Below are 21,770 nucleotides of genomic sequence, written 5' to 3'. Positions count from 1 at the left end.
CTCCGCGACCACCTGGTCGCGTAGCGTTACGCCCGGAGCCCTCGCGCGCCCCACACCGGCCGCCCGGCCGGCGCGGGGCTACCGGGTCACCGCAGCGTCGTCTCCGCCGGCAGCTCCATCAGCGGCAACTCTTCGCGCCGGGGCAGCCCTTCCCAGTCCCCCGCACACGACACGCAGAACGCGGCCACCGACGCGCCCCGGCGCAGCCGTTCGCGCGGCGGCAGGCCGTCGATGCGCGCGGACAGGTACCCGGCGACGAACGCGTCCCCGGCACCCACCACGTCGACCACCTGGGTCACCGGTACCGCGGGAACCTCCTGGCGCTGGTCCCGGGTGACCACCGCCGCGCCCCGGGGCCCGTCCTTGACGACCACCTCGGCCACCCCGAGCCCCAGCGCCGCCGAGACCGGGTCGTCCTCGCTGCCGGTCGCCGCGGCCAGCACGGCCAGCTCGTCGGTGCCGCAGAACAGCACCTCGATGTCGGGCAGGATGGCGCGCAGCCGTTGCCCGGCGGTCTCGACGGAGCACAGCCTGGTGCGGTGGTTCACGTCGTAGGAGACCGCGACCCCGGCCGCGCGGGCCGAGGCGACCGCGCCGAGCACCGCGCCGGCGGCGGACTCGCTCAACGCGGCGGTGATTCCGGTCAGGTGCAGGATCCTCGTGCCGGGGGTCAGGCAGTCGGCCACATCGGCCGCGTCGATCCGCGACCCGGCCGACCCGGACCGGTAGTACTCGACGGCGGTCAGCGCGGGCGTGCGGGGCGAGCGCAGCAGCAGGCCGGTCGGCGCGGCCGGATCCACCCGCGCCAGCGACACGTCCACCGACGACTCCCGCAGGCTGGACAGCACGAGTTCGCCGCCGCTGTCGGCGCCCACCCGGCCCACCCAGCGGGTCGAGTGGCCCAGCCGGGCCATGCCGATCGCCACCGTCGCCTCGGCACCGGCGACCGAGGCCACGAACGGCGACCCCACCCGCAACGGGCCCGGCTGGCCGCCGCGCAGGACGAGCATGGCCTCGCCGAGGGTGACCAGGTCAGCCATTGACTGCCTCGTCGAACCCGGCTGCCCGCCGGAACGCCCGCGCGCGCTGGGCGAGGGCCACCTGGTCCCCGCCGCGCAGGGCGTCCCCGAACAGTGGACCGCCGACACCCACCGCCACGGCACCGGCGGCCAGGTACTCGGTGGTGTGCTCGGCCGCGACGCCGCCGACCGGCACGAAGTCCACGTGCGGGAACGGCGCGCGCAGCGCCCGCAGGTAGTCCACGCCGCCCTGCGAGGCAGGGAAGAGCTTGACCGCGGCCGCCCCGGCCAGCCCGGCCCCCACCACCTCGGAGGGCGTGTACGCGCCGGCCACCACCGGCAGCCCCAACGCGACGCAGGCGTCGACGCCCGGCCCGAGCGCCGGGGTCAGGGCGAACGCCGCGCCGGCGGCCACCGCACCCTCGGCCTCGTCGGCGGTCAGCACGGTACCGGCGCCGACCAGCACCTCGTCGCCAAGTTCCCGGCGGGCGCGGGCGATGAGAGCCAGCGCGTCCCGGCCGGTCAACGAGACCTCGATGAGGGAGATTCCGGCCCGGGCGACGGTCTGGATGCTGCGCAACGCGGCCTCGTGGTCGTCGCCGCGCAGGATGCCGATCAGCCGGTGCTCGACCAGTAGCCGGCGTAGTTCCACAGTGGACATCCCGGTCACCACTCCGCCAGCGATCCGTCGGTGTGCCGCCACACCGGCGAGTGCCAGTCTCCGCCCAGTTCGTCGGCCCGGCGCACCGCGTCCTCGTCGATGTCGATGCCGAGTCCGGGGCCGGTCAGGCGCTCGATGTGCCCGTCGACATACCGGAACACGCCGGGATCCACCAGGTAGTCGAGCAGGTCGTTGCCGACGTTGTAGTGGATGCCCAGGCTCTGCTCCTGAATCAGGAAATTCGGCGTGGCGAAGGCGATCTGCAGGCACGCGGCGAGCGCGATCGGCCCCAGCGGGCAGTGCGGCGCCAGCGGAACGTCGAACATCTCGGCCAGCGCGGCGATCCGGCGCACCTCCGAAATCCCGCCCGCGTGCGACAGGTCCGGCTGCACCACCGAGATTCCGTTGTTCAGCACCGGAAGGAACTCGGCCCGCGAGTACAGGCGCTCCCCCGTCGCCAACGGCACCGGCCCGACCAGCCGCCCGATCAGGCCGAGGTACTCGGGCAGCACCGGCTCCTCGACGAACAGGGGATGGTACGGCTCCAGCAACGGGATGAGCCTGGCCGCGTCGGCCATCGAGACCCGGCCGTGGAAGTCCAGCGCCAGATCCCGTTCGTCACCGAGCAGGCCGCGGGCGAGCTCCACCCGCTCCAGTACGGCCGCCACCTCGGCGCGGTTGGACAGGCGGCGGAACCGGCCGGTGGCATTCATCTTGAGGGCGGTGAACCCGCGCTCCACCTGCGCCGTGATTGACTCGGCCAGCTGCGCCGGCTCGTCGCCGCCCACCCAGTTGTACATCCGCACCCGGTCGCGGACCGGGCCGCCGAGCAGTTCGTGGACCGGCGCGCCGCGGACCTTCCCCGTGATGTCCCAGAGCGCCTGGTCGAGCCCGGCCACCGCGCTGGACAGCACGGGCCCGCCCCGGTAGAAGCCGGCCTTCGTCATCAGCTGCCAGCAGTCCTCGAGGTGCAGCGGGTTGGCGCCCAGCAACAGGTCGGCCAGTTCGTGCACCGCCGTCCTGGTGGTGGCCGCGCGCCCCTCGACCAGCGGCTCGCCCCACCCGGAGACGCCCTCGTCCGTGGAGACCTTGCAGAACAGCCAACGCGGCGCGATCTGGAAGGTCTCGACCTTGGTGATTTTCATGGCTTCCTTGTCTGCCCGGCCTACGCCGACCTCTGTGCCCGGCCTACGCCGAGGCCTTGGTGATGCTCCAGCCACCGTCGATGACGAGCGAGGCTCCGGTGATGAAACTCGCGTCGCCGCTGGCCAGGAAGGCGATCGCGGCGGCCACCTCGTCCGGCCGGCCGAAGCGCTTCAACACGGTCTCCTCGACGCTGGCCCGACGCAGGTTCTCGTCGATGCCGTCCCAGGCCCGGGTGAGAATCGGGCCCGGCAGCACCGTGTTCACCCGCATCGCGGGGCCGTACTCGACGGCGAGCTGGCGGCCCAGCGCGGTCAGCGCGCCCTTCACGCTCGCGTAGGCCGGGTTGCCCGGCAGCCCGAACAGGGCATGCACCGAGGACGTCAACACCATCGACCCGCCACGCTCCAGCAGGTCCGCCAGGCAGGCGCGCAGGCCCAGGTAGGCGCCGGTCAGACCGACCTCGATGGCGCGCGCCCACAGCAGCGGGCTCAGCTCGTGGGCCGCCCCGGCGGGTTGGAACGCGGCATTGCTGACCAGCACGTCGATGCCGCCGCCGAGGGCACGCGCGGCGTCAACCGCCCCCGCCCAGTCCTCTTGCCGGGAAACGTCGCAGGCCACGAACGCGGCGCGCTCGCCCAGCTCGGCGGCGAGCGCCGCGCCCGCCACGGCGTCGACGTCGGCGACCACCACGGTGGCGCCCTCGGCGTGCAGCCGCCGGACGACCGCCTCGCCGATGCCCGCCGCGCCGGCGGTGACCAGTGCGCCGCGTCCGACAAACCTGCCGGTGGGCGATCGGAAACTTCCCTGATCGGGCACCATGCTCCCCTGTTGATCTCACGCGGCCGGCCCAAAGCCTACGACATGATTCATGTTTTATGAAGAGTTGGCCCGCAAGGGATCCATAGATGATTGTTGATTGCTACGCGGTGGTGGCGCAGCGCGACGATCCGGTCGCACGGCGATGCCACGGTGGGCATGCTCGGCGACACGCCGAGCCTCGCGATCGGCGACCCGCGGAGCCTCATGGTGTCGCCGCGCGCCTGGTCACCGGCCGTCGACGGGACGGCAGTGCCGGATGTGTCCATTGTGGAGGATCGGGAAGGATGCCTCGCTACGACGCGGGATGTCCGTTCACCGCGCCGACCTCTCGGCGGGCGGCGCGACCGCGCGGCCCCCAGGGGTACGCCGCTGCGATACCGGGAGCCGGGCGATCCGCCGCCGCGTACCGCAAGCCCGGCTGAGCCACCGCGGCGACCGGAGCGCCGCCCCAGCGCTCAGCGGCGCGGTGGCTCAGCGGCGCGGTGGCTCAGCGGCGCGGTGGCTCAGCGAGCCCGGGGCTACCGGACGCCGATCAGGTCGACCACGAAGATCAACGTCTCGCCCGGCTTGATCGCGCCGCCGGCCCCGCGGTTGCCGTACCCCAGGTGCGGCGGGATGACCAGCCTGCGCCGGCCCCCGACCCGCATGCCGACCACACCGCGGTCCCAGCCGGCGATGACCCGCCCGCCGCCCAGCGGGAACGCGAACGGTGAGCCCCGGTTCCACGAGGCGTCGAACTCCTCGCCGGTGGAGTGCGCGACGCCGACGTAGTGCACGGTCGCCTGCTGCCCGGGCCGGGCCTCCTCGCCCTCGCCGACGGTGATGTCCTCGATGACGAGGTCGGCCGGTGGCGCACCCTCGATCGGGTCGATCTCTGGCTTCTCCACGTGGGCTCCTTCTCCTATCGGGCCGGGGAGGGGTCTTTGTCTCCCCGTACATTCACCTCGGGCGGCGGCCCGCCCGATTCGGCACACTACCTGGCAATGGTCGCCGCGCGCCGCAGCGTCGCCGAACCCCGGCACCCGGGTGAGCCCGACCGGCCGCCTGTGGCCGGGGTCACAGGCGGCCGCCGCTTCGGGCCTGCCTCACGGCGGCCCCGGTTGGCGGATTCCGACCCGGTGCCGCACCACCCAGGTACGTCCACAGTGGACCTCGTAGGCACCACCGAGCCGGGAGGAGGTACGCGGAGTGTCGCCTGGCCACCCGTCAACCACCCCGGACCTCGACCACCGCTACCCCAGTAACGGGAGCCGACCACCGCTCCGGTGAGCGCGGCGCGGATCGCCGGGTGGTGATCCCGGTCACCACCGATCGCGCCCGTCCCCCGCCGCGCGACCGCCGTCCGGCCGGGACGATCGCCGGACCCCCAAGATCGCAGCCGGCGCGGGCAGCCGGGACAGACCGGCACCCGTCGCCGAGCCGTCGATCCTGGTTTCGCCGGACCGGTAAGACGGGGTCATTCCGGGTAGGGGGTGCCAGTCGGTGTCATCCGCGTCACGCCCCGCGAACTTGCCGCCGTGGTGGCATCTGCTGGATGCTTGTACACGGCAACTAGTTGGACACTACAATTAAGTGGGGTGAGGGGCCTGATGGTCGATCCCGCGTCGGCGATCGCAGAACCAGACTCGGCCGAACCGCTCCAGTGTGGCCAACTGGACTGGGCGGACAGCTCGAGTGTGGCCGGGGTCGCGGACTCCGTTGTCGACCTGTTGCGGACGGTTCGCCGGGCCAAGGCCCGGCTGCTCGCCGCGACCGGCAACGACGTCGAGTCGGTGACTCAGGTCCTGCTGCGCACGGTGGCCGCCGAGGGTCCGATCCGGGCCAGCGCGCTGGCGGTCAGCGTGCACTCGGACCTGTCGACGGTCAGCCGCCAGACGGCCGCACTGGTGGCCGGCGGGCTGCTGGAGCGCCGCGCCGACCCGGTCGACGGACGCGCCAGCCTGTTGGCGGTCACCGAGGCGGGCCAGGCGGTCCTGTCCGAGCACGGCCAGGCCAGGGCGGCGTTCTTCGCCCAGGTGCTGGACGGCTGGGACCCCCAGGAACTGGACCAGTTCGCCCGACTGCTGCAGCGGTTCACCGCCGCCTACGACCACACCCACACCGCATGGATGGCCGGGCCTATTCCGGGCCATCCCACCGAATCCCCCGATCCGGAAGGCGCCATCGTATGACCAGCACCGCACAACGTCCGGCCGTCGCTCCATCGGACGGTGTGTTAACCCACCGTCAGATCCTGACGATCCTGTCGGGCCTGGTGATGGGTATGTTCCTCGCCGCCCTGGATCAGACGATCGTCTCTACCGCGATCAAGACCATCGGGAATGATCTCGACAACCTGTCGGCCCAGGCCTGGGTCACGACCGCGTTCCTGATCACCTCAACGATCGCAGCTCCGCTGTTCGGCAAGCTGTCGGACATTTACGGCCGCAAGCGACTGTTCATGTACGCCATCGTCATCTTCGTGGTCGGTTCCGCGCTGTGCGGCCTGGCCCAATCCATGTACGAGCTGGCCGCGTTCCGCGCCTTCCAGGGCATCGGCGCCGGCGGCATCATGCCGCTGGCACTGGCGATCATCGGCGACATCATTCCGCCGCGGGAGCGGGCTCGCTACCAGGGCTACATGATGGCCGTCTTCGCCAGCGCCTCGGTCCTCGGCCCGGTGCTGGGCGGGCTGCTGTCCGGCACTGACAGCTTCCTCGGCACCGCCGGGTGGCGCTGGATCTTCTACATCAACGTCCCGATCGCCGCCATCGCCCTCGTGGTGATCGCCAGGGTGCTGCGCATCGACCACGTACGCCGCGAGCGGCGCATCGACTGGTACGGCTCGGCCACCCTCGCCATCGGCCTGGTGCCGTTGCTGATCGTCGCCGAGCAGGGCCAGGAGTGGGGCTGGGCCTCGATCAGTTCCTTCGCCTGCTACGTGATCGGCGCCGCTGGACTGGCCTCGTTCATCTGGATCCAGCACCGCATGGGCGACGACGCCCTGCTGCCGCTGCGACTTTTCCGCAGCCGCACCTTCTCGGTCGCCTCGGCGCAGGCCGCCGTCATCGGTATGGCCATGTTCGGTGGGCTGTCGGTGATCCCGCTGTACCTGCAGATCGTCAAGGGCGCCTCGCCGACCAAGTCCGGTCTGCTGCTGCTGCCGCTGGTGGCCGGCATGATGGTGGCCTCGCTCGGCGCGGGTCGAATGATCTCCCGCACCGGTCGCTACAAGATCTACCCCGTCGTCGGCTCCGTGCTCATGGTCATCGGCATGGCCCTGATGGTCCAGGTCAGCGCCGATACGGCCCTGTGGCAGACCGACATCTACATGGTCATCTTCGGTGTCGGCCTCGGCCTGAACATGCAGAGCCTCGTGCTGGCCATGCAGAACGCGGTTCCCCCGAAGGACATGGGTGTCGCCTCGGCCGCCTCCACGTTCTTCCGGTCCGTCGGCGGCACGCTCGGCACCGCGATCTTCCTGTCCATCCTGTTCTCCCTGGCGGGCACCAAGATCGGCCAGAACTACACCAAGGCCGCGCACGACCCGTCCTACCTGGCCGCCGCCAAGGCGCACCCCGACCAGGTCGCCTCCCTGCAGCAGCACCTGGGCGGCGGACTGAATGACACCTCGTTCCTGAGTGGGCTGGTCAGGCCCCTGACCCACCCGTTCTTCGCCGGGTTCTCCTCGGCCGGGGACATCGTGTTCCTCGTCACCGCCATCCTGCTGATCGGCGCGGTCATCCTGTCGGTCTTCCTCAAGGAGGTACCGCTGCGGCTGATGTCCGGCAACCAGGCCCGCGCCCAGGCGGAAGCCGGCAAGATCGAGGAGTCGGAGCAGGTCGAGTTCGCGAACGACGACGCCCTGCTGCACTGACGACGCCTGACCACCGGTACCGGTGATGCCCGCTCAAACGGGCATCACCGGTACTTTTTTGTCCCCACCCGCCATCGGAGCTTCCCCGTACCGACCCCTCGTGGCCTGGGAAAAGTCATGGGTGGACCCGGCCGGCGTGCGTATCGTACGAAGGGGGGAAAGATCATGTTTCCAGGTAAGGGTGTGCAATGTTCTCTGGTCGCGCATGGCGCGTGGTGAATTTCGGCGAGCCGCGACGGGCGGTTGAGCTTCAGGAGCTGACCTGGGCCGAGCCGTCCCCGGGGCAGGTGCTGATCCGGGTACGGACCGCGGGCGCCGGGTACCCGGACTCGATGATGGTGGCCGGCCAGTTCCCGCTGCTCGGGCAGCCTCCGTTCGGTCTCGGCGAGGAGGCCGCGGGCGAGGTCGTGGCGGTGCCGCCCGGCTCCCGGTTCGCCGTGGGCGACCAGGTCACCGGCATCACCGCCTTCCTTGAGGGGTGGGGTGGGTACGCGGACTACGTGTACCTGCGCGAAGGGTCCATGATGCGCATCCCGTCGCGGATGACCGACGAGCAGGCCGGCGGGTTCCCGATCGGATTCCGCACCGCGTACGCGGGTCTCGTCGAGCGCGCCCCGGTCGAGGCGGGGCAGACCCTGCTGGTGCTGGGTGCGGCGGGCAGCAGCGGCGCCACGGCGCTGCAACTCGGCAAGGCGCTGGGCGCGACCGTGATCGCGGTGGCGGGCAGCCCCGAGAAGCTGGAGTTCTGCGCCCGGTACGGCGCCGACCACGGGGTGAACTATCGCACGGACGACCTGACCGCCCGGATCTCGCAGCTCACCGACGGGCGCGGGGTGAACCTGATCTACGACCCGGTGGGTGGAGCGACGGCGGCCACGGCCATGAAGAGCCTCGCCCGCAACGGCCGGATAGCGATGATCGGGGTGTCCAGCGGGGCTCCCGCGCCGCTGGACTCGATGGACATGCTGCTGCGCAACGTCAGCGCCATCGGCGTGCTCGCCCAACCGAACGACACCCCGGCGGTCGAGGCCACCGTCTGGCGTCACCTCGCCGGCATGATCGAGCAGGGGGCGATCAGCACCCCGGTGGGCAGGGTGTATGGCTTCGACGAGGTACCCCAGATGATCGCCGACCAGACCGCTCCGGGGGCGGGCAAGGTGGTGCTCCGGGTCGCCGCCGCGTAGCCGGTTCTTCCGCGACCCCCGCCGGCCGCGCTCAGGCGCCGACGTAGGCCGCGAGGTGCTCGCCGGTGAGGGTGGAACGGGCCGCGACGAGGTCGGCCGGGGTGCCCTCGAAGACGACCCGGCCGCCGTCGTGGCCGGCACCCGGGCCGAGGTCGATGATCCAGTCGGCGTGCGCCATGACCGCCTGGTGGTGCTCGACCACGATGACCGACTTTCCGGAGTCCACCAGCCGGTCGAGCAGGCCGAGCAGCTGCTCGACGTCGGCGAGGTGCAGGCCGGCGGTCGGCTCGTCGAGGACGTACACGCCGCCGTCGGTGGCCATGTGCGTGGCCAGCTTGAGCCGCTGCCGCTCGCCGCCGGACAGCGTGGTGAGCGGCTGGCCGATGCCGAGGTAGCCGAGCCCGACGTCAACCAGCCGGCCGAGGATGGCGTGCGCGGCGGGGGTGCGCGCCTCGCCGACGCCGAAGAACTCCTCGGCCTCGGTCACCGACATCGCGAGCACCTCGCTGATGTCACGGCCGCCGAGCCGGTACCCCAGCACCGCCGCGTCGAACCGCCTGCCCTCGCACTCCTCGCAGGTGCTGGCGACGCCGGCCATCATGGCCAGGTCGGTGTAGACGACGCCGGCGCCGTTGCAGTTCGGGCAGGCGCCCTCGGAGTTGGAGCTGAACAGCGCCGGCTTCACGTCGTTGGCCTTCGCGAAGGCCTTGCGGATCGGGTCGAGCAGGCCGGTGTACGTCGCCGGGTTGCTCCGCCTCGAGCCACGGATCGCGCCCTGGTCGATCGACACCACCCCGGCGCCGGCCGGGATCGACCCGCGCACGAGCGAGCTCTTGCCGGAGCCGGCCACGCCGGTGACGGCGACCAGTACCCCGAGCGGGACGTCGACATCGACGTCGCGCAGGTTGTGCTCGGTCGCGCCGCGGATCGCGAGCTGGGCGGTGGGCGTGCGTACCTTTTCCTTGAGCGTCGCCCGGTCGCCGAGGTGGCGGCCGGTGATGGTGCCGCTGGCCCGCAGCTCGTCGACGGTGCCCTCGAAGCAGACGGTGCCGCCCGCCGTACCGGCGCCGGGGCCGAGATCGACCACGTGGTCGGCGATGGCGATGGTCTCGGGCTTGTGCTCCACGACGAGTACCGTGTTGCCCTTGTCCCGCAGCCGCAGCAGCAGGTTGTTCATCCGCTGGATGTCGTGCGGGTGCAGGCCGATGGTGGGTTCGTCGAAGACGTAGGTGACGTCGGTGAGCGAGGAGCCGAGGTGACGGATCATCTTGACCCGCTGCGCCTCGCCACCCGACAGCGTGCCCGACGGCCGATCGAGCGAGAGGTAGCCCAGCCCGATCTCCACGAACGAGTCGAGCGTGTGCCGCAGCGCGGCCAGCAGCGGCGCGACGGACGCCTCGTCCAGTCCCTCCACCCATCCGGCCAGGTCGCTGATCTGCATCGCGCAGGCGTCGGCGATGTTGATCCCCTCGATCTTCGAGGACCGGGCGGTCTCGGCCAGCCGGGTGCCGCCGCAGTCGGGGCAGGTGGTGAAGGTGACCGTCCGCTCCACGAACGCCCGGATGTGCGGCTGCAGGGAGTCGACGTCCTTGGACAGCATCGACTTCTGGATCCTCGGGATCAGGCCCTCGTAGGTCAGGTTGATCCCATCAACCTTGATCTTGGTCGACTCCTTGTAGAGCAGATCATGAAGCTGCTTCTTGGTGAACTTCTTGATCGGCTTGTCCGGGTCGAAGAAACCGCAGCCCGTGAAGATGCGGCCATACCACCCGTCCATGCTGTACCCGGGAATGGTCAGCGCGCCCTCGTTGAGCGACTTGCTGTCGTCGTACAGCTGGGACAGGTCGATGTCGTTGACCGAGCCCCGGCCCTCACAGCGCGGACACATGCCGCCGAGGATGCTGAAGCTGCGCCGCTCCTTCACCGTCTTCCCGCCGCGCTCGAGCGTGACCGCGCCCGCCCCGCTGATCGAGGGGATGTTGAAGGAGAACGCCCGGGGCGAGCCGATGTGCGGCCGCCCGAGCCGACTGAACAGGATGCGCAGCATCGCGTTGGCGTCGGTGGCGGTGCCGACCGTGGAGCGCGGGTCGCCACCCATCCGCTGCTGATCAACGATGATCGCGGTCGTCAGCCCCTCGAGCACGTCGACCTCGGGCCGCGCCAGCGTGGGCATGAAGCCCTGCACGAAGGCGCTGTACGTCTCGTTGATCAACCGCTGCGACTCGGCGGCGATCGTGCCGAACACCAGCGAGCTCTTGCCCGAGCCGGAGACGCCGGTGAACACCGTCAGCCGGCGCTTCGGGATCTCGACGCTGACGTCCTTGAGGTTGTTTTCGCGCGCGCCGTGCACCCGGATCAGGTCGTGGCTGTCGGCGACCTGCGCGGCGGCCGAGCGCCGCTGGGTCCTCGCGGTCGTGCTCATGGTGCCTCCAGCTGGCTTGTTGGCGGACCGCCGGCGGCCGCCGCGCGTCGGCTCGTCACGGGCGGCCCGCTCGCCTGGCGCCGTACGCGGCGCGGGGCGGTTCGGCGCTGACAGCGTACGCGGGACGGGGCCGGTACGGGCGAGGGACCGGTCGCCCCGGCCCCGGAGCCCGCACCGGCCCTCGCCCCGCGGCGGTTCTGGGCCCGCACCGGCTCACGCCCCGCGGCGGTTCTGGGCCCTCACCGGTCCTGAACCAGGCCCAGGACGTTGCCGTCGGGGTCGGTGACGGCGGCCACCAGGCGGCCACCACCGACGTCGTGCGCGGCCTCCTTCACCGTGGCACCGGCGGCGGTCACCTCGGCCAGCTTCGCCTCGATGTCCGGCACGTGCCAGTACGCCACCGGCGAGGTCATGCCCTGCGGTCCACCATTGGGCACCAGCCCGATGTGCTGGCCCTCGGCCTCGAACCCGACGTAATAGGGACCGTCGGTCTGCGGCGCCACGCCGAGCAGGGCGGAGTACACCGCCTTGGCCGCCGCCAGGTCGGACACCGGATGCAGTACAGTCTTGATTCCCTGGGTGGAAGAGCCGGTCATGGTCACTCCTGTTGTAGCGGGTCGCGTCGACCCGGTGTGTCGGGTTGCGGTTATCAACGAGCGGGGATCCCGGAAGTCGGCCTATCGGGCCGCCCGGCCGGGGTCGGCCATGATCCAACCGGTCCCGTCCTGCGTCGTTCGCATGGCGTTCACGCTAACCGCGGCGCCGTGACCAGCGCTTCTTGATTCCTGATCGATCTGATCACCCGTTCCGCCACGCCCGACGGCCGGCCCGCCGTCGCCCCTGCCGCGTGGTGCTCGCGAACTAGCGCAGCCGCCGGGAGGCGGCGAATCCGCTGATTCTCCGCGAATCGCGCCACCGCATCGAAGTGGCCTTAACTCTGTTGGCGCGGAACAGCGCACTCTGAGTGGCTGATGTAGCACTCTGAGTACACATCGATGGATGGAGGTGGCGATGATGCGCACGCCCACACTGGTCATGGACCTATCGGCCGTCGAGGAGGCCTACCGCCGGTTCACCGCGGTGATGCCGTCCATCGCCGTGCATTACGCGATGAAGTGCAACCCGCACGGGGAGGTCCTGGCCACGCTGCTGTCGCTGGGCTGCCGGTTCGAGATCGCGTCGGCGCCGGAACTCGACCGGCTACGCACGCTCGGCGTTGACCCGTCGACTGTGCTCTACAGCAATCCCGTCAAACCCGGCACACACATTCGCGCCGCGTACGCCGCCGGCGTGCGCTGCTTCGCGTTCGACTCGCTGGAGGAGGCGACCAAGCTGGGTGCCCTGGCGCCGGGCTCGAACGCCACCGTCCGGCTGAACGCGGGCGCCACCCGCAGCGGCGTACCCAGCGAGGGGAAGTTCGGCGTGGACCCGGACACCGCCGTGCGGCTGCTGGTACAGGCACGCTCGCTCGGGCTGCGCCCGTTCGGGGTCGCGTTCCACGTCGGCTCGCAGATGCTCCTCCCGCAGGCGTGGCAGCCGCCGCTCGTGGCGGTTCGTCACATGATGCAGCGGTTGGCGGACAAGGGGATCTTCCTGCAAATGGTGGATCTCGGCGGGGGCTTCCCGGCCCGGTACGGCGTGACACCGCCACCGCTGGAGTCCTACGCCGCCGTGATCGAGCGCGGCCTGGCGGCGTTACCCTACCCGGTGCGGGCGGTGGTCGAGCCGGGTCGGGCCATCGCGGCCGAGGCGGGCACGCTGACCGCGACCGTCATCGGCACCGCGTTCCGGGGCGGCAAGCGGTGGATCCACCTGGATGTCGGCGCGTTCAACGGGTTGATGGAGAGCCTGGAGACGGGCAACGAACTGCGCTTCCCGGTCAGCGACTCCCGGGGCAGCGCGATCCGCGACCGGTTCACGCTCACCGGCCCGACCTGCGACAGTCAGGACACCATCCTCTTCGACGTCGAACTATCCGCCGATCTATCGACGGGGGACCTCGTCCACATCGGAACGACGGGCGCCTACACGACGGTGTACGCCTCGACGTTCAACGGATTCGAGATGCCAACGGTCAGATGCGTATCGGGGAGCCGGCCGGTTGGCGCCGCGATCGATTGAATCTATCCGTCACGATAGGTACTGTCGCGACTACGCGGGGTTCCCGGACGTCTCGATCATCCTCAATACCGGTGACCCCTGGTTGAGGTGAATCGACTCGGAGGGGATCCCCCATGAGACGCCGACGCTTCAGACTCTCGCTCGCCGTACTCTCCCTCGCCGCTTCCGGCCTGATCGCGGTGCCGGCCCCGGCACACGCGGGGCCGGAGACCGCCACCACCACCGCCTACTCGGCGGTCATCCGGCGGACCAGCTACGGCATCCCACACATCACCGGGTCCAGCCTGGCGAACGTCATGTTCGGCCAGGGCTGGGCGTACGCCGAGGATCGGTTCTGCGACCTCGACGACCAGGTCATCAAGGTACGCAGCCAACGCTCCAGGTGGTTCGGGCCGGGGACCGGCGACATCAACATCGCCACCGACCTGGGCTACCGGGAAATCGACATCATGGGCCTGGCGACCGCGCAGCTGGCCCAGCTGTCCACGAAGGAGTCACAGGTACTCGAGGGCTACGTCGCCGGATACAACGCGTACCTGTCGAAGGTGGGCGCCGCGCACGTACCGGGGTGGTGCGCCGGGGCACCGTGGATCACCCCGATCACCGATGTGGACGTGCTCGCGTACCAGCGCGACGTGGCGCTGCTGGGCAGCGGGCAGAACTTCCTCGGCGCGATGGCCGCGGCGGCGCCACCCGGAGCAGCCGCCTCGTTGGTTCCGAAGGCGGCCGGCGCACCGGGCGTGCGCAACGCACTGGCGCAACAGGCCGGCGACGGGGCGCTGGGCAGCAACGGCTGGGCGCTGGGCAGCCAGAAATCCACCACCGGCAAGGGCGCGCTGGTGGCCAACCCGCACTTCCCGTGGCAGGGCAATCTGCGCTTCTGGGAGTCGCAGCTGACCGTCCCCAACCAACTCAACGTGTACGGCGGCAGCCTCGGCGGCATACCGGGCGTGCAGATCGGGTTCAGCGACAAGGTGGCCTGGACACACACCATCGCCGCCGGCGCCCGGTACACGTTCTACTCCCTGAACCTGGTGCCGGGGTCCCCCACCACGTACCTGGTCGACGGGGTACCCGAGGCGATGACCGCAAAGACGATCACGATCCAGGTGAAGAACGGCAGCGGCACGGTGAACTACACCACGACGCTGTACCAGAGCCGCTACGGGCCGATCATCGACCTGTCCTCGATCGACCCCAGCCTGGGCTGGAACACGGTCAGCGCGATGACCTACCGGGACGCGAACATCGACAACAACCGGGTGATGATCCAGTGGCTGGACATCGCGCAGTCCGCGGATGTCAACGGTGTCCGCAGCGCGATCGCCCAGGACCAGGGCATCCCGTGGGTGAACACGATCGCGACAGACAGCGCCGGCCACGCCTGGTACGCGGACGCCTCGCAGACCCCCGACCTGTCTCCGGCATCCACCGCGGAGTGGGAAAGCAACCCGCTGGGCATCCTGGACGGCAGCAACAGCGCCGACGCGTGGGTGGTCGCGCCCGGTGCGCGCTCCCCCGGCCTGATCCCGTTCGGCGCGCAGCCCCAGTTGTCGCGCAACGACTACGTGTTCAACGCCAACGACAGCCACTGGCTGGCCAATCCCAACCAGTTGCTGACCGGGTACTCACCGCTGCAGGGTTTCGAGGGCACCCCGCAGACCGTGCGTACCCGGCAGAACGTGGCGCTCCTTGCGGGCGGGTTCCCGGGCACGGTCGACTCGTCCGGGCGGTTCAGCCTGAACGGCCTGGGCACCGCCATCCTGTCCGACACCTCGTTCACCTCCGATCAGCTGGTCGGCACGGTGGTGGCGGCCTGCCACGCGCGGGGCTCGACACCGGTGGTGGTGGACGGTCACTCGGTGAACCTCAGCGCCGGATGCTCCGCGCTGGCCTCCTGGGATCGCACGTTCGACGTCGGCAGCAAGGGTGCGGTGCTGTGGCGGGAGACCATCGCGTCGGTGCTCGACCAGGATTCGGACGCGCTCAGCGATGCCGGCCCACTGTGGGGGGTGGGTTTCAACCCGGCCGACCCCGGCCACACCCCGCGCGGCGCGCCCGCCGATTCGACGCCACTGCTGCAGGCGATGGCACGGGCGATCGTCCGGCTCGGCAGCCTCGGCTACGCGCCGAACGTGCCGCTGCAAACGGTGCAGTACACCATCAGAAACAACACGAGGATCCCCGTTCCGGGTGCGAACGAGAACGTGGGCATCGCGAACGCGGTGTACTTCGAGGACGACACGAACACCTCCAATGAGCCGCGGATGACCAACGGCACCGCGATCCCCGGCACCGACCTGACCACCGCGGGGTACGTCGTCAACTACGGCACCAGTTTCCTGGCCACCGTGCAGTACACCGCGTCCGGCCCGCAGGCCCGGGGTCTGCTCACGTTCGGCGAGTCCGGCAACCCGTCCTCGTCGCATTACTCCGACCAGACCCAGCTGTTCAAGACCAAGACGCTGCGGCCGATGCTCTACACCGACAGCGCGATCAACAGCGATCCGAACCTGTCCGTCGAGGCGATCCTGAGCCTGCACTTCGGCTGAGACCCGCCACGCTCCCCCGGCGCGGGCCGTCGATCGGCCCGCGCCGGGGCCGAGCCCGGCACCTGACGGTCCGGCTGCGCAAGGCCCGGCGCCGCGAACCCCGTTGGCCTCCGGCCGGCCCGTTGGCCCCCGTCGGCTCATCTGCCCCCGCCGGCCCCGCCGATCCCCGCTGGCCCTCCGCCGGCCCCCGGAGGATGAGCTGGCTCACAGGACTGCCGTGCGGGAATAGCACGGCCGCCGCGGTGTTGAAGTGCATGCAAACGCATAAACCTTGGGACGGCGTCCGGCCGGACCGGGAAGCGTTGAGGCACAGGTGCGGAGGTAGGAAGCCATGCAGTTCGGGATCTTCTCGGTGAGCGACATTACTCGGGACCCGGTGTCGGGGGAAACTCCGAGCGAGGCGGAGCGCATCGACGCGGTTGTGCGGATCGCCCAAAAGGCCGAAGAGGTGGGACTCGACGTCTTCGCGATCGGCGAGCACCACAATCCACCGTTCTTCTCCTCCGCCCCCTCGACGCTGTTGGCGTTCATCGCGGCGACCACCCAGAAGTTGATCGTCACGACGTCGACGACACTGATCACCACCAACGACCCGGTGCGCATCGCCGAGGAGTACGCGATGCTGCAGCACCTGGCGAAGGGCCGGCTGGACCTGATGCTCGGGCGCGGCAACACCGCGCCGGTCTACCCGTGGTTCGGCCAGGACATCCGCAAGAGCCTGCCGCTGGCGCTGGAGAACTACAACCTGCTGCACCGCCTGTGGCGGCAGGACGTGGTGGACTGGGAGGGGAAGTCCCGCACGCCCCTACAGGGCTTCACGTCGGTGCCGCGCCCGCTGGACGACGTGCCGCCGTTCGTGTGGCACGGCTCCATCCGGACCCCGGAAATCGCCGAGCAGGCCGCATACTACGGTGACGGTTTCTTCGCCAACAACATCTTCTGGCCCAAGGAGCACTACATCCGCCTGATCGGGTTCTACCGGCAGCGTTACGCCCACTACGGCCACGGCAGCGAGAAGCAGGCCATCGTCGGCCTGGGCGGCCAGGCCTACCTCGCGAAGAACTCGCAGGACGCGAAGCGGGAGTTCCGGCCCTACTTCAACGAGGCACCGGTCTACGGGCACGGGCCGACGATGGAGGAGTTCATGGATTCCACGCCGCTGTCGGTGGGCAGCCCGCAGGAGGTCATCGACAAGACACTGACCTTCCGCGAGTCCTTCGGCGACTACCAGCGACAGCTGTTCCTCATGGACCACGCCGGGCTGCCCCTGAAGACCGTGCTCAACCAGCTCGAACTGCTCGGCTCGGAAGTGGTTCCGGTGCTGCGCAAGGAACTGGCCGCCAAGCGCGACCCCGAGGTACCCGACGCCCCGACACACGAGAGCCTGATCACGGCCAAGTACGGCGACCAGCCGCCACGCCAGCCACGCCCGAACGCCAACCGCGGCGACAACGTGACCGGCTCGTCCCCGTACCAGGACACCGCGCCCGAGGTGCGGACGAGCTACCCGAGCCTGTGATGCGCGGCAGGGCTCGACTGGCCAACGACGCGTGGGAGGCTCTCCTGACCGCCCACGCGTCGTTGCTCCGGCAGTTCGCCGCCGAGGGCAGCTGGCAGGATGTGTCGATGCGCGAGTACGACGTGCTCTACACCCTGTCCAAGTGCGACGAGCCGGTACGCATCGGCGAGCTGCACCGGCACGTCCTGCTCAGCCAACCGGCGCTGTCGCGCCTGGTGGACCGGCTGGTGGAACGGGGACTGGTGGAACGCGACGCCGACCCGGCCGACGGGCGCGGCGTCCGGCTGGCCCTGACCGAGGCCGGCCGGGCCCGGCAGCGCGAGGTGGGGCGCCGGCACGGCCTCAGTGTGGCCCGCGCCCTGGGTTCGAGGCTGAGCAGCGAGGAGCTGCGCCAGCTTGAGGCGATCGGCCTCAAGCTGGCCGGACCGGCCACTTCCGACGATCCGACGACAACCGACAGGAACGAGGAGACGCCAAGATGAGCACGTACCGGCTGGTGGTGGTCAACGCCGGAACCAGCGACCCCTCCTCGACCCGACTGCTGGCCGACCGGGTCGCCAGCCGCGTCAGCGCGCTGGCGGCCGGGCGCGGCGCCCAGGTCGCGGTCAGCGTGATCGACCTGAGGGAGTTGGCCAGCGAGATCGCCACGGCGCTGGTCTCCCAGCTGATCGGACCCAAGCTCCAGAAGGCAATCGAGGCCCTCGGCCAGGCCGACGGAATCGTGGCCGGCGCACCGGTCTACAAGGCCGGGCCCAGCGGGCTGTTCACGTCGTTCTTCCAGGTGCTGGACGACGACCTGCTCATCGCCAAGCCCGTGGTGCTGGCCGCGACCGCCGGGACGGCGCGGCACGCCCTCGTGGTGGACGAGCAGATGCGGTCCCTGTTCGCCTACCTGCGCGCGCTGACCGTGCCGACCTCGCTGTTCGCCGCCCCCGAGGACTGGGGCGACGGCGCGCTGAACAAGCGGATCGATCGCGCCGCGGTCGAGCTCGTCCTGCTCATGGCCAGCGGCTTCGCCCAGCAGGTCAAGGACGAGTCGTGGCAGAGCTACCAGCACGAGTTCGGCAGCGCCGGCGGCACCGAGACCGGCATCGAACTCGACTCCGACCTGATGCGCCTGGCCGCCGGCGGCTCCGGCGGCTGACCCCACCACGTTCGCGCGCGGGTCCGGCGTGCCGCTTCAGTAGCGGACATCGCCGGCCAGCAGCGGCGGGTAGACGCCCGAGGTCTCGCCGTCGACAGTGGCGCCCGCGAACTGGAGCATCGCCCGCAGCGCGCCGTGCATCGGCGCCGGGTAGTTCAGGGTCGGGGCGGAGACCTCGTCCAGCACCCGGAGCTGTTCCGGGCTCAGGGTCACCCCCAGGCCGGCCAGGTTGCTCTCCAACTGTCCCACGCGCCGGGCCCCGACGATCGGCACGACGGTGCCCGCGCGGGCGCGCAGCCAGGCCAGCGACACCGCCGCCGAGGTGGTGTCGAGCGCGTCGGCGACGGCTGCCACGGCATCAATGACGGCGAATTCCTCCTCCGTGGGTTGGCCGACGAAGGAGGTGCGGGCCGAGTCGGACACCGGCGCGCCGCGGCGGTACTTGCCGGACAGGAACCCGTTCCGCAACGGGCTCCACGGCACCAGCGCCAGGCCCTGGTCGAGCGCGAACGGCGCCAGTTCACCCTCGACGGTGCGGGCCAGCAGCGAGTACTCGACCTGCAGCGCGACCAGCGGGGTCCAGCCTCTCAGCAGCGCCATGGTGTGGGCCTGCGCGGTGAACCAGGCGGGGGTGTTGGAGAACCCGAGGTACCGGATCTTGCCGGCCCGCACCAGGTCGTCGAGCGTGCGCAGGGTCTCCTCGATCGGGGTGTGCCGGTCCCAGTTGTGCAGCCAGTACAGGTCGAGGTAGTCAGGTGCGCAGCCGGCGCAGGGTCTCGTCGAGCTGGGCGATGATCGACGTGCGCCCGGCCCCGCCGCCGTTGGGATCGCCGGGGTAGAGGTTGGTGAAGAACTTCGACGCGAGTACCACGTGCTCGCGCCGCCCGGGACGCGCGGCGAAGAAGTCACCGAGGATCTTCTCCGAGTGCCCGTTGGTGTAGAAGTTGGCAGTGTCGATGAAGTTCCCGCCGAGATCCAGGTAGGTCCGCAGGATCGTTTCGGACTCGGCCACATCGCAGCCGGCCCCGCCGGGATCCTCGCCGAAGGTCATCGCGCCGAGGGCGAAGGGGCTGACCCGCAGCCCGGAGCGGCCGAGGGTGACGTAGTGATCGAGTGGCATCTGGGGTACTCCCGCGGGTTGTCGAAACGGGCCGGACGGCTCACTCCCATCGAACGTCGGCCGTGCGGCGTCGGGTAGACCGATCCGCGCGGAGTCTTGCCCGATCCTCTCGACATCGCGAGGATCGGGTAGCCGGGCGGGTGGCCGCGTGGTTCCGTGGAGGGGTGCTCGACACCCGACCGCTGGACGAGATCCGGGGCCGCATCGCGACCCACGCCCGCCCCGATCTGCGAACCTCGATCGATGGGCTGCTACTGGCCAGGGTCGAGACGGCGGCGCGGGAGCATTCGCTGACCGAGCCGCTGCTGGTCGTCATGGCCCAGGGCGGCAAGCGCCTGTTGCTCGGCGACCAGGTCTTCGAGTACCGGGCCGGGGAGTTTCTCGTGGTCACCGCGGACCTGCCGGTCACCGGCCACTTCATCGGCGCCAGCCGCCGGGCGCCGGCGCTGGGCGTGGGGCTGGTACTGCGCCCGGCCGTCATCGCCCCGCTGCTGATGCGCACGCCGGTCGGCCAGTGGTCCCGCGGTGCGGCCGCCCAGCCCGCGATCGCGACCGGCGAGGCCGGCCCCGAGCTGATCGACGCCATGGCGCGCATGCTGCGGCTGCTCGACCACCCCTCGGACGCTCCCGTGCTCGCTCCGCTGATCGAGCAGGAGATTCTCTGGCGGATGCTCACCGGCCCGCAGGGGCCGATGATCCGGCAGATCGGCCTGGCCGACAGCGGCCTGTCCCACATCGGCCGGGCGATCGGTTGGATCCGCGACAACTACGCCGAACCGATGCGGGTCGCCGACCTGGCCCGGCTGTCGGGGATGAGCCCATCCGCGTTCCACCGGCATTTCCGCGCCGTCACGGCCATGAGCCCCCTGCAGTTCCAGAAGCACATCCGGCTTCAACAGGCGCGCTCGCTGCTGACCGCTCGCCCCGGCGACGTCGCCCGCGTCGGGCACCTGGTCGGGTACGACAGCCCCACGCAGTTCAACCGGGAATACCGCCGGCTGTTCGGCACCCCACCCGGCCGGGACGCCGCGCGGCTACGCACCGGGGCCGGTGCCGGACCGGTCCGGCACCTACCCTGAACGCCCGCCGGTCACCAGCCGGCGGGCCGCGTCGCGGGCCCGGCGCTTGGTGGGCTCCAGCGCCCCGGCCGGGTCGCCGAAGATCCCCTCGGCCAGGAAGGCCGCGAAGCCGTGCGCCGTGGCGCCCACCGCGTGGATGAGGTCGAGCGCCCCGGCGGGATCCCGGACGAGCCGCGCGGCCGGCTCCCGGAGCAGCTCCAGGACCCGGTCGCCGGCCCGCCCCAGCTCGGGGTAGAGCTGCTTGTCCAGTCCGGTGGCGAAGGTGATGTCGAACAGTGCCCTGCTGTCCGCGGAGAACTGCACGTACGCGGCGGCGAACGCGGCGAGCTGCTCGACCGGGTCCCGCTCACCGGCCATGGCGGCGGAGAAGCGCTCGTACTGCCGCTCGTAGCCGGTGCGTGCCAGCTCGGCCAGCAGCGCTTCCTTGTCCGCGAAGTGCTTGTACGGTGCCGCCACGCTGACGCCCGCCCGGCGGCTCGCCTCGGCCAGCGTGAATCCCTGGGCGCCACGCTCGGCGACCAGTTCCAGGGCGGCGCGCACCAGGGCATTACGCAGGTCACCGTGGTGATGGCCGGTCGGGCGCGCGGTTGGCACCCGCCAAGGTTAACGCCATTCACTTCGCCGTTGGCACCCGATGGTTAATGTCGCTAACCTGGTTAGTGCCGTTAACCATTCGGGAGGTACCCATGCCCGGCTTCGTCTTCGACCACGTCGGCCTCTCGGTCGCCGATCTCGACGCGCAGCGCCGCTTCTACGGTGAGGCGCTCGGCCTCACCGAGGCGGAGGAGACCGTCGACCTGCCGGCGGCACACGTCCGGACGGCGATCCTGCGTGCCGGCAACGGCCTGAAGATCGAGCTGATCGAGCGCCGCGGTTCCCTGCCCCAGGAGTTCGCCGACCCGTTCGACGGCGCCGGCGCCCAGGGCTACTTCCACTGGGCGGTCTACGTCGAGGACCTCGGCGCGGCGTTCGCGAGCGTGCTCGCCGCCGGCGCCCGCGAGGTGTCCGCGCCCGCGGACGCGGTACGGCCCGGAATGCGCTTCGCCTATGTCAAGGACCCCGAGGGCAACCTGCTCGAACTCATCCAGCCCGCGAACCGCCCCGCCTGACCGCACCGTCCCGCGGGAC

Annotated in this window: 20 protein-coding genes; 10 read left to right on the top strand and 10 right to left on the bottom strand. The window is 70.7% G+C overall.

From position 1 onward, the window contains the following. Positions 1–86: 86 nt before the first annotated feature. From ABEA87_RS29085 to ABEA87_RS29065, 5 genes are all read right to left on the bottom strand, one after another. The gene (locus ABEA87_RS29085; protein WP_345634982.1) at positions 87–1,040 is read right to left on the bottom strand and encodes a sugar kinase; all 954 of its coding nucleotides are present in this window, start codon (positions 1,038–1,040) and stop codon (positions 87–89) included. After that, on the bottom strand, positions 1,033–1,680 hold the full coding sequence (locus ABEA87_RS29080) for a bifunctional 4-hydroxy-2-oxoglutarate aldolase/2-dehydro-3-deoxy-phosphogluconate aldolase (RefSeq protein ID WP_345634980.1): 648 nt from the start codon (positions 1,678–1,680) through the stop codon (positions 1,033–1,035). Before ABEA87_RS29080 ends, ABEA87_RS29085 begins: the two co-directional genes overlap by 8 nt. Positions 1,681–1,685: 5 nt before the next feature. Next, the gene (gene dgoD, locus ABEA87_RS29075) at positions 1,686–2,825 is read right to left on the bottom strand and encodes a galactonate dehydratase (RefSeq protein ID WP_345634977.1); all 1,140 of its coding nucleotides are present in this window, start codon (positions 2,823–2,825) and stop codon (positions 1,686–1,688) included. Between the two features lie 43 nt (positions 2,826–2,868). After that, positions 2,869–3,645 carry an SDR family NAD(P)-dependent oxidoreductase gene (locus tag ABEA87_RS29070; RefSeq protein ID WP_345634975.1) on the bottom strand — a complete coding sequence of 259 codons (777 nt, stop codon included), beginning with the start codon at positions 3,643–3,645 and terminating at the stop codon, positions 2,869–2,871. A 518-nt stretch (positions 3,646–4,163) separates the two neighbouring features. Beyond that, complete coding sequence (locus ABEA87_RS29065; protein WP_345634973.1) at positions 4,164–4,532, bottom strand: FKBP-type peptidyl-prolyl cis-trans isomerase; 369 nt, start codon at positions 4,530–4,532, stop codon at positions 4,164–4,166. Between the two features lie 690 nt (positions 4,533–5,222). Between ABEA87_RS29065 and ABEA87_RS29060 the strand changes: the two genes are divergently transcribed. The 3 genes from ABEA87_RS29060 (at position 5,223) to ABEA87_RS29050 (ending at position 8,685) form a co-directional block, all read left to right on the top strand. Next, positions 5,223–5,816, top strand: coding sequence for a MarR family winged helix-turn-helix transcriptional regulator (locus ABEA87_RS29060; protein WP_345634971.1), 594 nt, complete (start codon positions 5,223–5,225; stop codon positions 5,814–5,816). Positions 5,817–5,857: 41 nt separating this feature from the next. Next, positions 5,858–7,501, top strand: coding sequence for an MDR family MFS transporter (locus ABEA87_RS29055; protein WP_345634969.1), 1,644 nt, complete (start codon positions 5,858–5,860; stop codon positions 7,499–7,501). A 188-nt stretch (positions 7,502–7,689) separates the two neighbouring features. After that, entirely contained in the window at positions 7,690–8,685 is a 996-nt protein-coding gene (locus ABEA87_RS29050; RefSeq protein WP_345634967.1) for an NADPH:quinone oxidoreductase family protein, read from the top strand. A gap of 31 nt (positions 8,686–8,716) precedes the next feature. Here the strand turns inward: ABEA87_RS29050 and ABEA87_RS29045 are convergent, their stop codons facing one another. Then, entirely contained in the window at positions 8,717–11,107 is a 2,391-nt protein-coding gene (locus tag ABEA87_RS29045; RefSeq protein ID WP_345634966.1) for an excinuclease ABC subunit UvrA, read from the bottom strand. Positions 11,108–11,346: 239 nt separating this feature from the next. Continuing rightward, on the bottom strand, positions 11,347–11,703 hold the full coding sequence (locus ABEA87_RS29040; RefSeq protein WP_345634965.1) for a VOC family protein: 357 nt from the start codon (positions 11,701–11,703) through the stop codon (positions 11,347–11,349). A 403-nt stretch (positions 11,704–12,106) separates the two neighbouring features. On the opposite strand from ABEA87_RS29040, the gene ABEA87_RS29035 reads away from it, so the two are divergent. The 5 genes from ABEA87_RS29035 to ABEA87_RS29015 all read left to right on the top strand — a co-directional run bounded on the left by ABEA87_RS29035 (position 12,107) and on the right by ABEA87_RS29015 (position 18,443). Next, complete coding sequence (locus ABEA87_RS29035) at positions 12,107–13,228, top strand: type III PLP-dependent enzyme (protein ID WP_345634963.1); 1,122 nt, start codon at positions 12,107–12,109, stop codon at positions 13,226–13,228. A gap of 113 nt (positions 13,229–13,341) precedes the next feature. Further along, positions 13,342–15,780 (top strand): penicillin acylase family protein, encoded by a 2,439-nt coding sequence (locus tag ABEA87_RS29030; protein WP_345634962.1) that lies wholly within the window; start codon positions 13,342–13,344, stop codon positions 15,778–15,780. Positions 15,781–16,111: 331 nt separating this feature from the next. Further along, the gene (locus ABEA87_RS29025; protein WP_345634960.1) at positions 16,112–17,299 is read left to right on the top strand and encodes an LLM class flavin-dependent oxidoreductase; all 1,188 of its coding nucleotides are present in this window, start codon (positions 16,112–16,114) and stop codon (positions 17,297–17,299) included. Continuing rightward, positions 17,299–17,781 (top strand): MarR family winged helix-turn-helix transcriptional regulator, encoded by a 483-nt coding sequence (locus tag ABEA87_RS29020; protein ID WP_345634958.1) that lies wholly within the window; start codon positions 17,299–17,301, stop codon positions 17,779–17,781. The genes ABEA87_RS29025 and ABEA87_RS29020 overlap by 1 nt, the downstream gene beginning before the upstream one ends. Next, the gene (locus tag ABEA87_RS29015) at positions 17,778–18,443 is read left to right on the top strand and encodes a CE1759 family FMN reductase (protein ID WP_345634956.1); all 666 of its coding nucleotides are present in this window, start codon (positions 17,778–17,780) and stop codon (positions 18,441–18,443) included. The genes ABEA87_RS29020 and ABEA87_RS29015 overlap by 4 nt, the downstream gene beginning before the upstream one ends. 36 nt (positions 18,444–18,479) lie before the next feature. On the opposite strand, the gene ABEA87_RS29010 is transcribed toward ABEA87_RS29015, so the two are convergent. Both ABEA87_RS29010 and ABEA87_RS29005 read right to left on the bottom strand, forming a co-directional pair. Continuing rightward, a complete protein-coding gene (locus ABEA87_RS29010; RefSeq protein ID WP_345635146.1) occupies positions 18,480–19,136 on the bottom strand; it encodes an aldo/keto reductase in 657 nt (218 codons plus the stop codon). A gap of 58 nt (positions 19,137–19,194) precedes the next feature. Next, positions 19,195–19,563 (bottom strand): aldo/keto reductase, encoded by a 369-nt coding sequence (locus tag ABEA87_RS29005; RefSeq protein ID WP_345634954.1) that lies wholly within the window; start codon positions 19,561–19,563, stop codon positions 19,195–19,197. A gap of 164 nt (positions 19,564–19,727) precedes the next feature. Here ABEA87_RS29005 and ABEA87_RS29000 point away from each other — a divergent pair, with 164 nt between their 5' ends. Then, complete coding sequence (locus ABEA87_RS29000; RefSeq protein WP_345634952.1) at positions 19,728–20,642, top strand: AraC family transcriptional regulator; 915 nt, start codon at positions 19,728–19,730, stop codon at positions 20,640–20,642. On the opposite strand, the gene ABEA87_RS28995 is transcribed toward ABEA87_RS29000, so the two are convergent. Next, positions 20,634–21,236, bottom strand: coding sequence for a TetR/AcrR family transcriptional regulator (locus ABEA87_RS28995; RefSeq protein ID WP_345634950.1), 603 nt, complete (start codon positions 21,234–21,236; stop codon positions 20,634–20,636). The genes ABEA87_RS29000 and ABEA87_RS28995 overlap by 9 nt on opposite strands. Before the next feature lie 92 nt (positions 21,237–21,328). Here ABEA87_RS28995 and ABEA87_RS28990 point away from each other — a divergent pair, with 92 nt between their 5' ends. Further along, on the top strand, positions 21,329–21,751 hold the full coding sequence (locus tag ABEA87_RS28990; protein ID WP_345634948.1) for a VOC family protein: 423 nt from the start codon (positions 21,329–21,331) through the stop codon (positions 21,749–21,751). The last annotated feature ends 19 nt before the right edge of the window (positions 21,752–21,770 follow it).

The sequence above is a fragment of the Rugosimonospora acidiphila genome (genome assembly GCF_039543385.1).
Classification (GTDB): Bacteria; Actinomycetota; Actinomycetes; order Mycobacteriales; family Micromonosporaceae; genus Rugosimonospora; species Rugosimonospora acidiphila.
The sequence above is the reverse complement of the archived record's forward strand: the minus strand, read 5'-3'. Positions and strand labels throughout refer to the sequence as shown.

Bases quoted from the DNA above. Each gene is read 5' to 3' on its own strand.
- ABEA87_RS29085 (WP_345634982.1), bottom strand. From the start codon at position 1,040: ATGGCTGACCTGGTCACCCTCGGCGAGGCCATGCTCGTCCTGCGCGGC.
- ABEA87_RS29080 (WP_345634980.1), bottom strand. From the start codon at position 1,680: ATGTCCACTGTGGAACTACGCCGGCTACTGGTCGAGCACCGGCTGATC.
- dgoD (WP_345634977.1), bottom strand. From the start codon at position 2,825: ATGAAAATCACCAAGGTCGAGACCTTCCAGATCGCGCCGCGTTGGCTG.
- ABEA87_RS29070 (WP_345634975.1), bottom strand. From the start codon at position 3,645: ATGGTGCCCGATCAGGGAAGTTTCCGATCGCCCACCGGCAGGTTTGTC.
- ABEA87_RS29050 (WP_345634967.1), top strand. From the start codon at position 7,690: ATGTTCTCTGGTCGCGCATGGCGCGTGGTGAATTTCGGCGAGCCGCGA.
- ABEA87_RS29045 (WP_345634966.1), bottom strand. From the start codon at position 11,107: ATGAGCACGACCGCGAGGACCCAGCGGCGCTCGGCCGCCGCGCAGGTC.
- ABEA87_RS29040 (WP_345634965.1), bottom strand. From the start codon at position 11,703: ATGACCGGCTCTTCCACCCAGGGAATCAAGACTGTACTGCATCCGGTG.
- ABEA87_RS29035 (WP_345634963.1), top strand. From the start codon at position 12,107: ATGGAGGTGGCGATGATGCGCACGCCCACACTGGTCATGGACCTATCG.
- ABEA87_RS29030 (WP_345634962.1), top strand. From the start codon at position 13,342: ATGAGACGCCGACGCTTCAGACTCTCGCTCGCCGTACTCTCCCTCGCC.
- ABEA87_RS29025 (WP_345634960.1), top strand. From the start codon at position 16,112: ATGCAGTTCGGGATCTTCTCGGTGAGCGACATTACTCGGGACCCGGTG.
- ABEA87_RS29020 (WP_345634958.1), top strand. From the start codon at position 17,299: ATGCGCGGCAGGGCTCGACTGGCCAACGACGCGTGGGAGGCTCTCCTG.
- ABEA87_RS29015 (WP_345634956.1), top strand. From the start codon at position 17,778: ATGAGCACGTACCGGCTGGTGGTGGTCAACGCCGGAACCAGCGACCCC.
- ABEA87_RS29005 (WP_345634954.1), bottom strand. From the start codon at position 19,563: ATGCCACTCGATCACTACGTCACCCTCGGCCGCTCCGGGCTGCGGGTC.
- ABEA87_RS28990 (WP_345634948.1), top strand. From the start codon at position 21,329: ATGCCCGGCTTCGTCTTCGACCACGTCGGCCTCTCGGTCGCCGATCTC.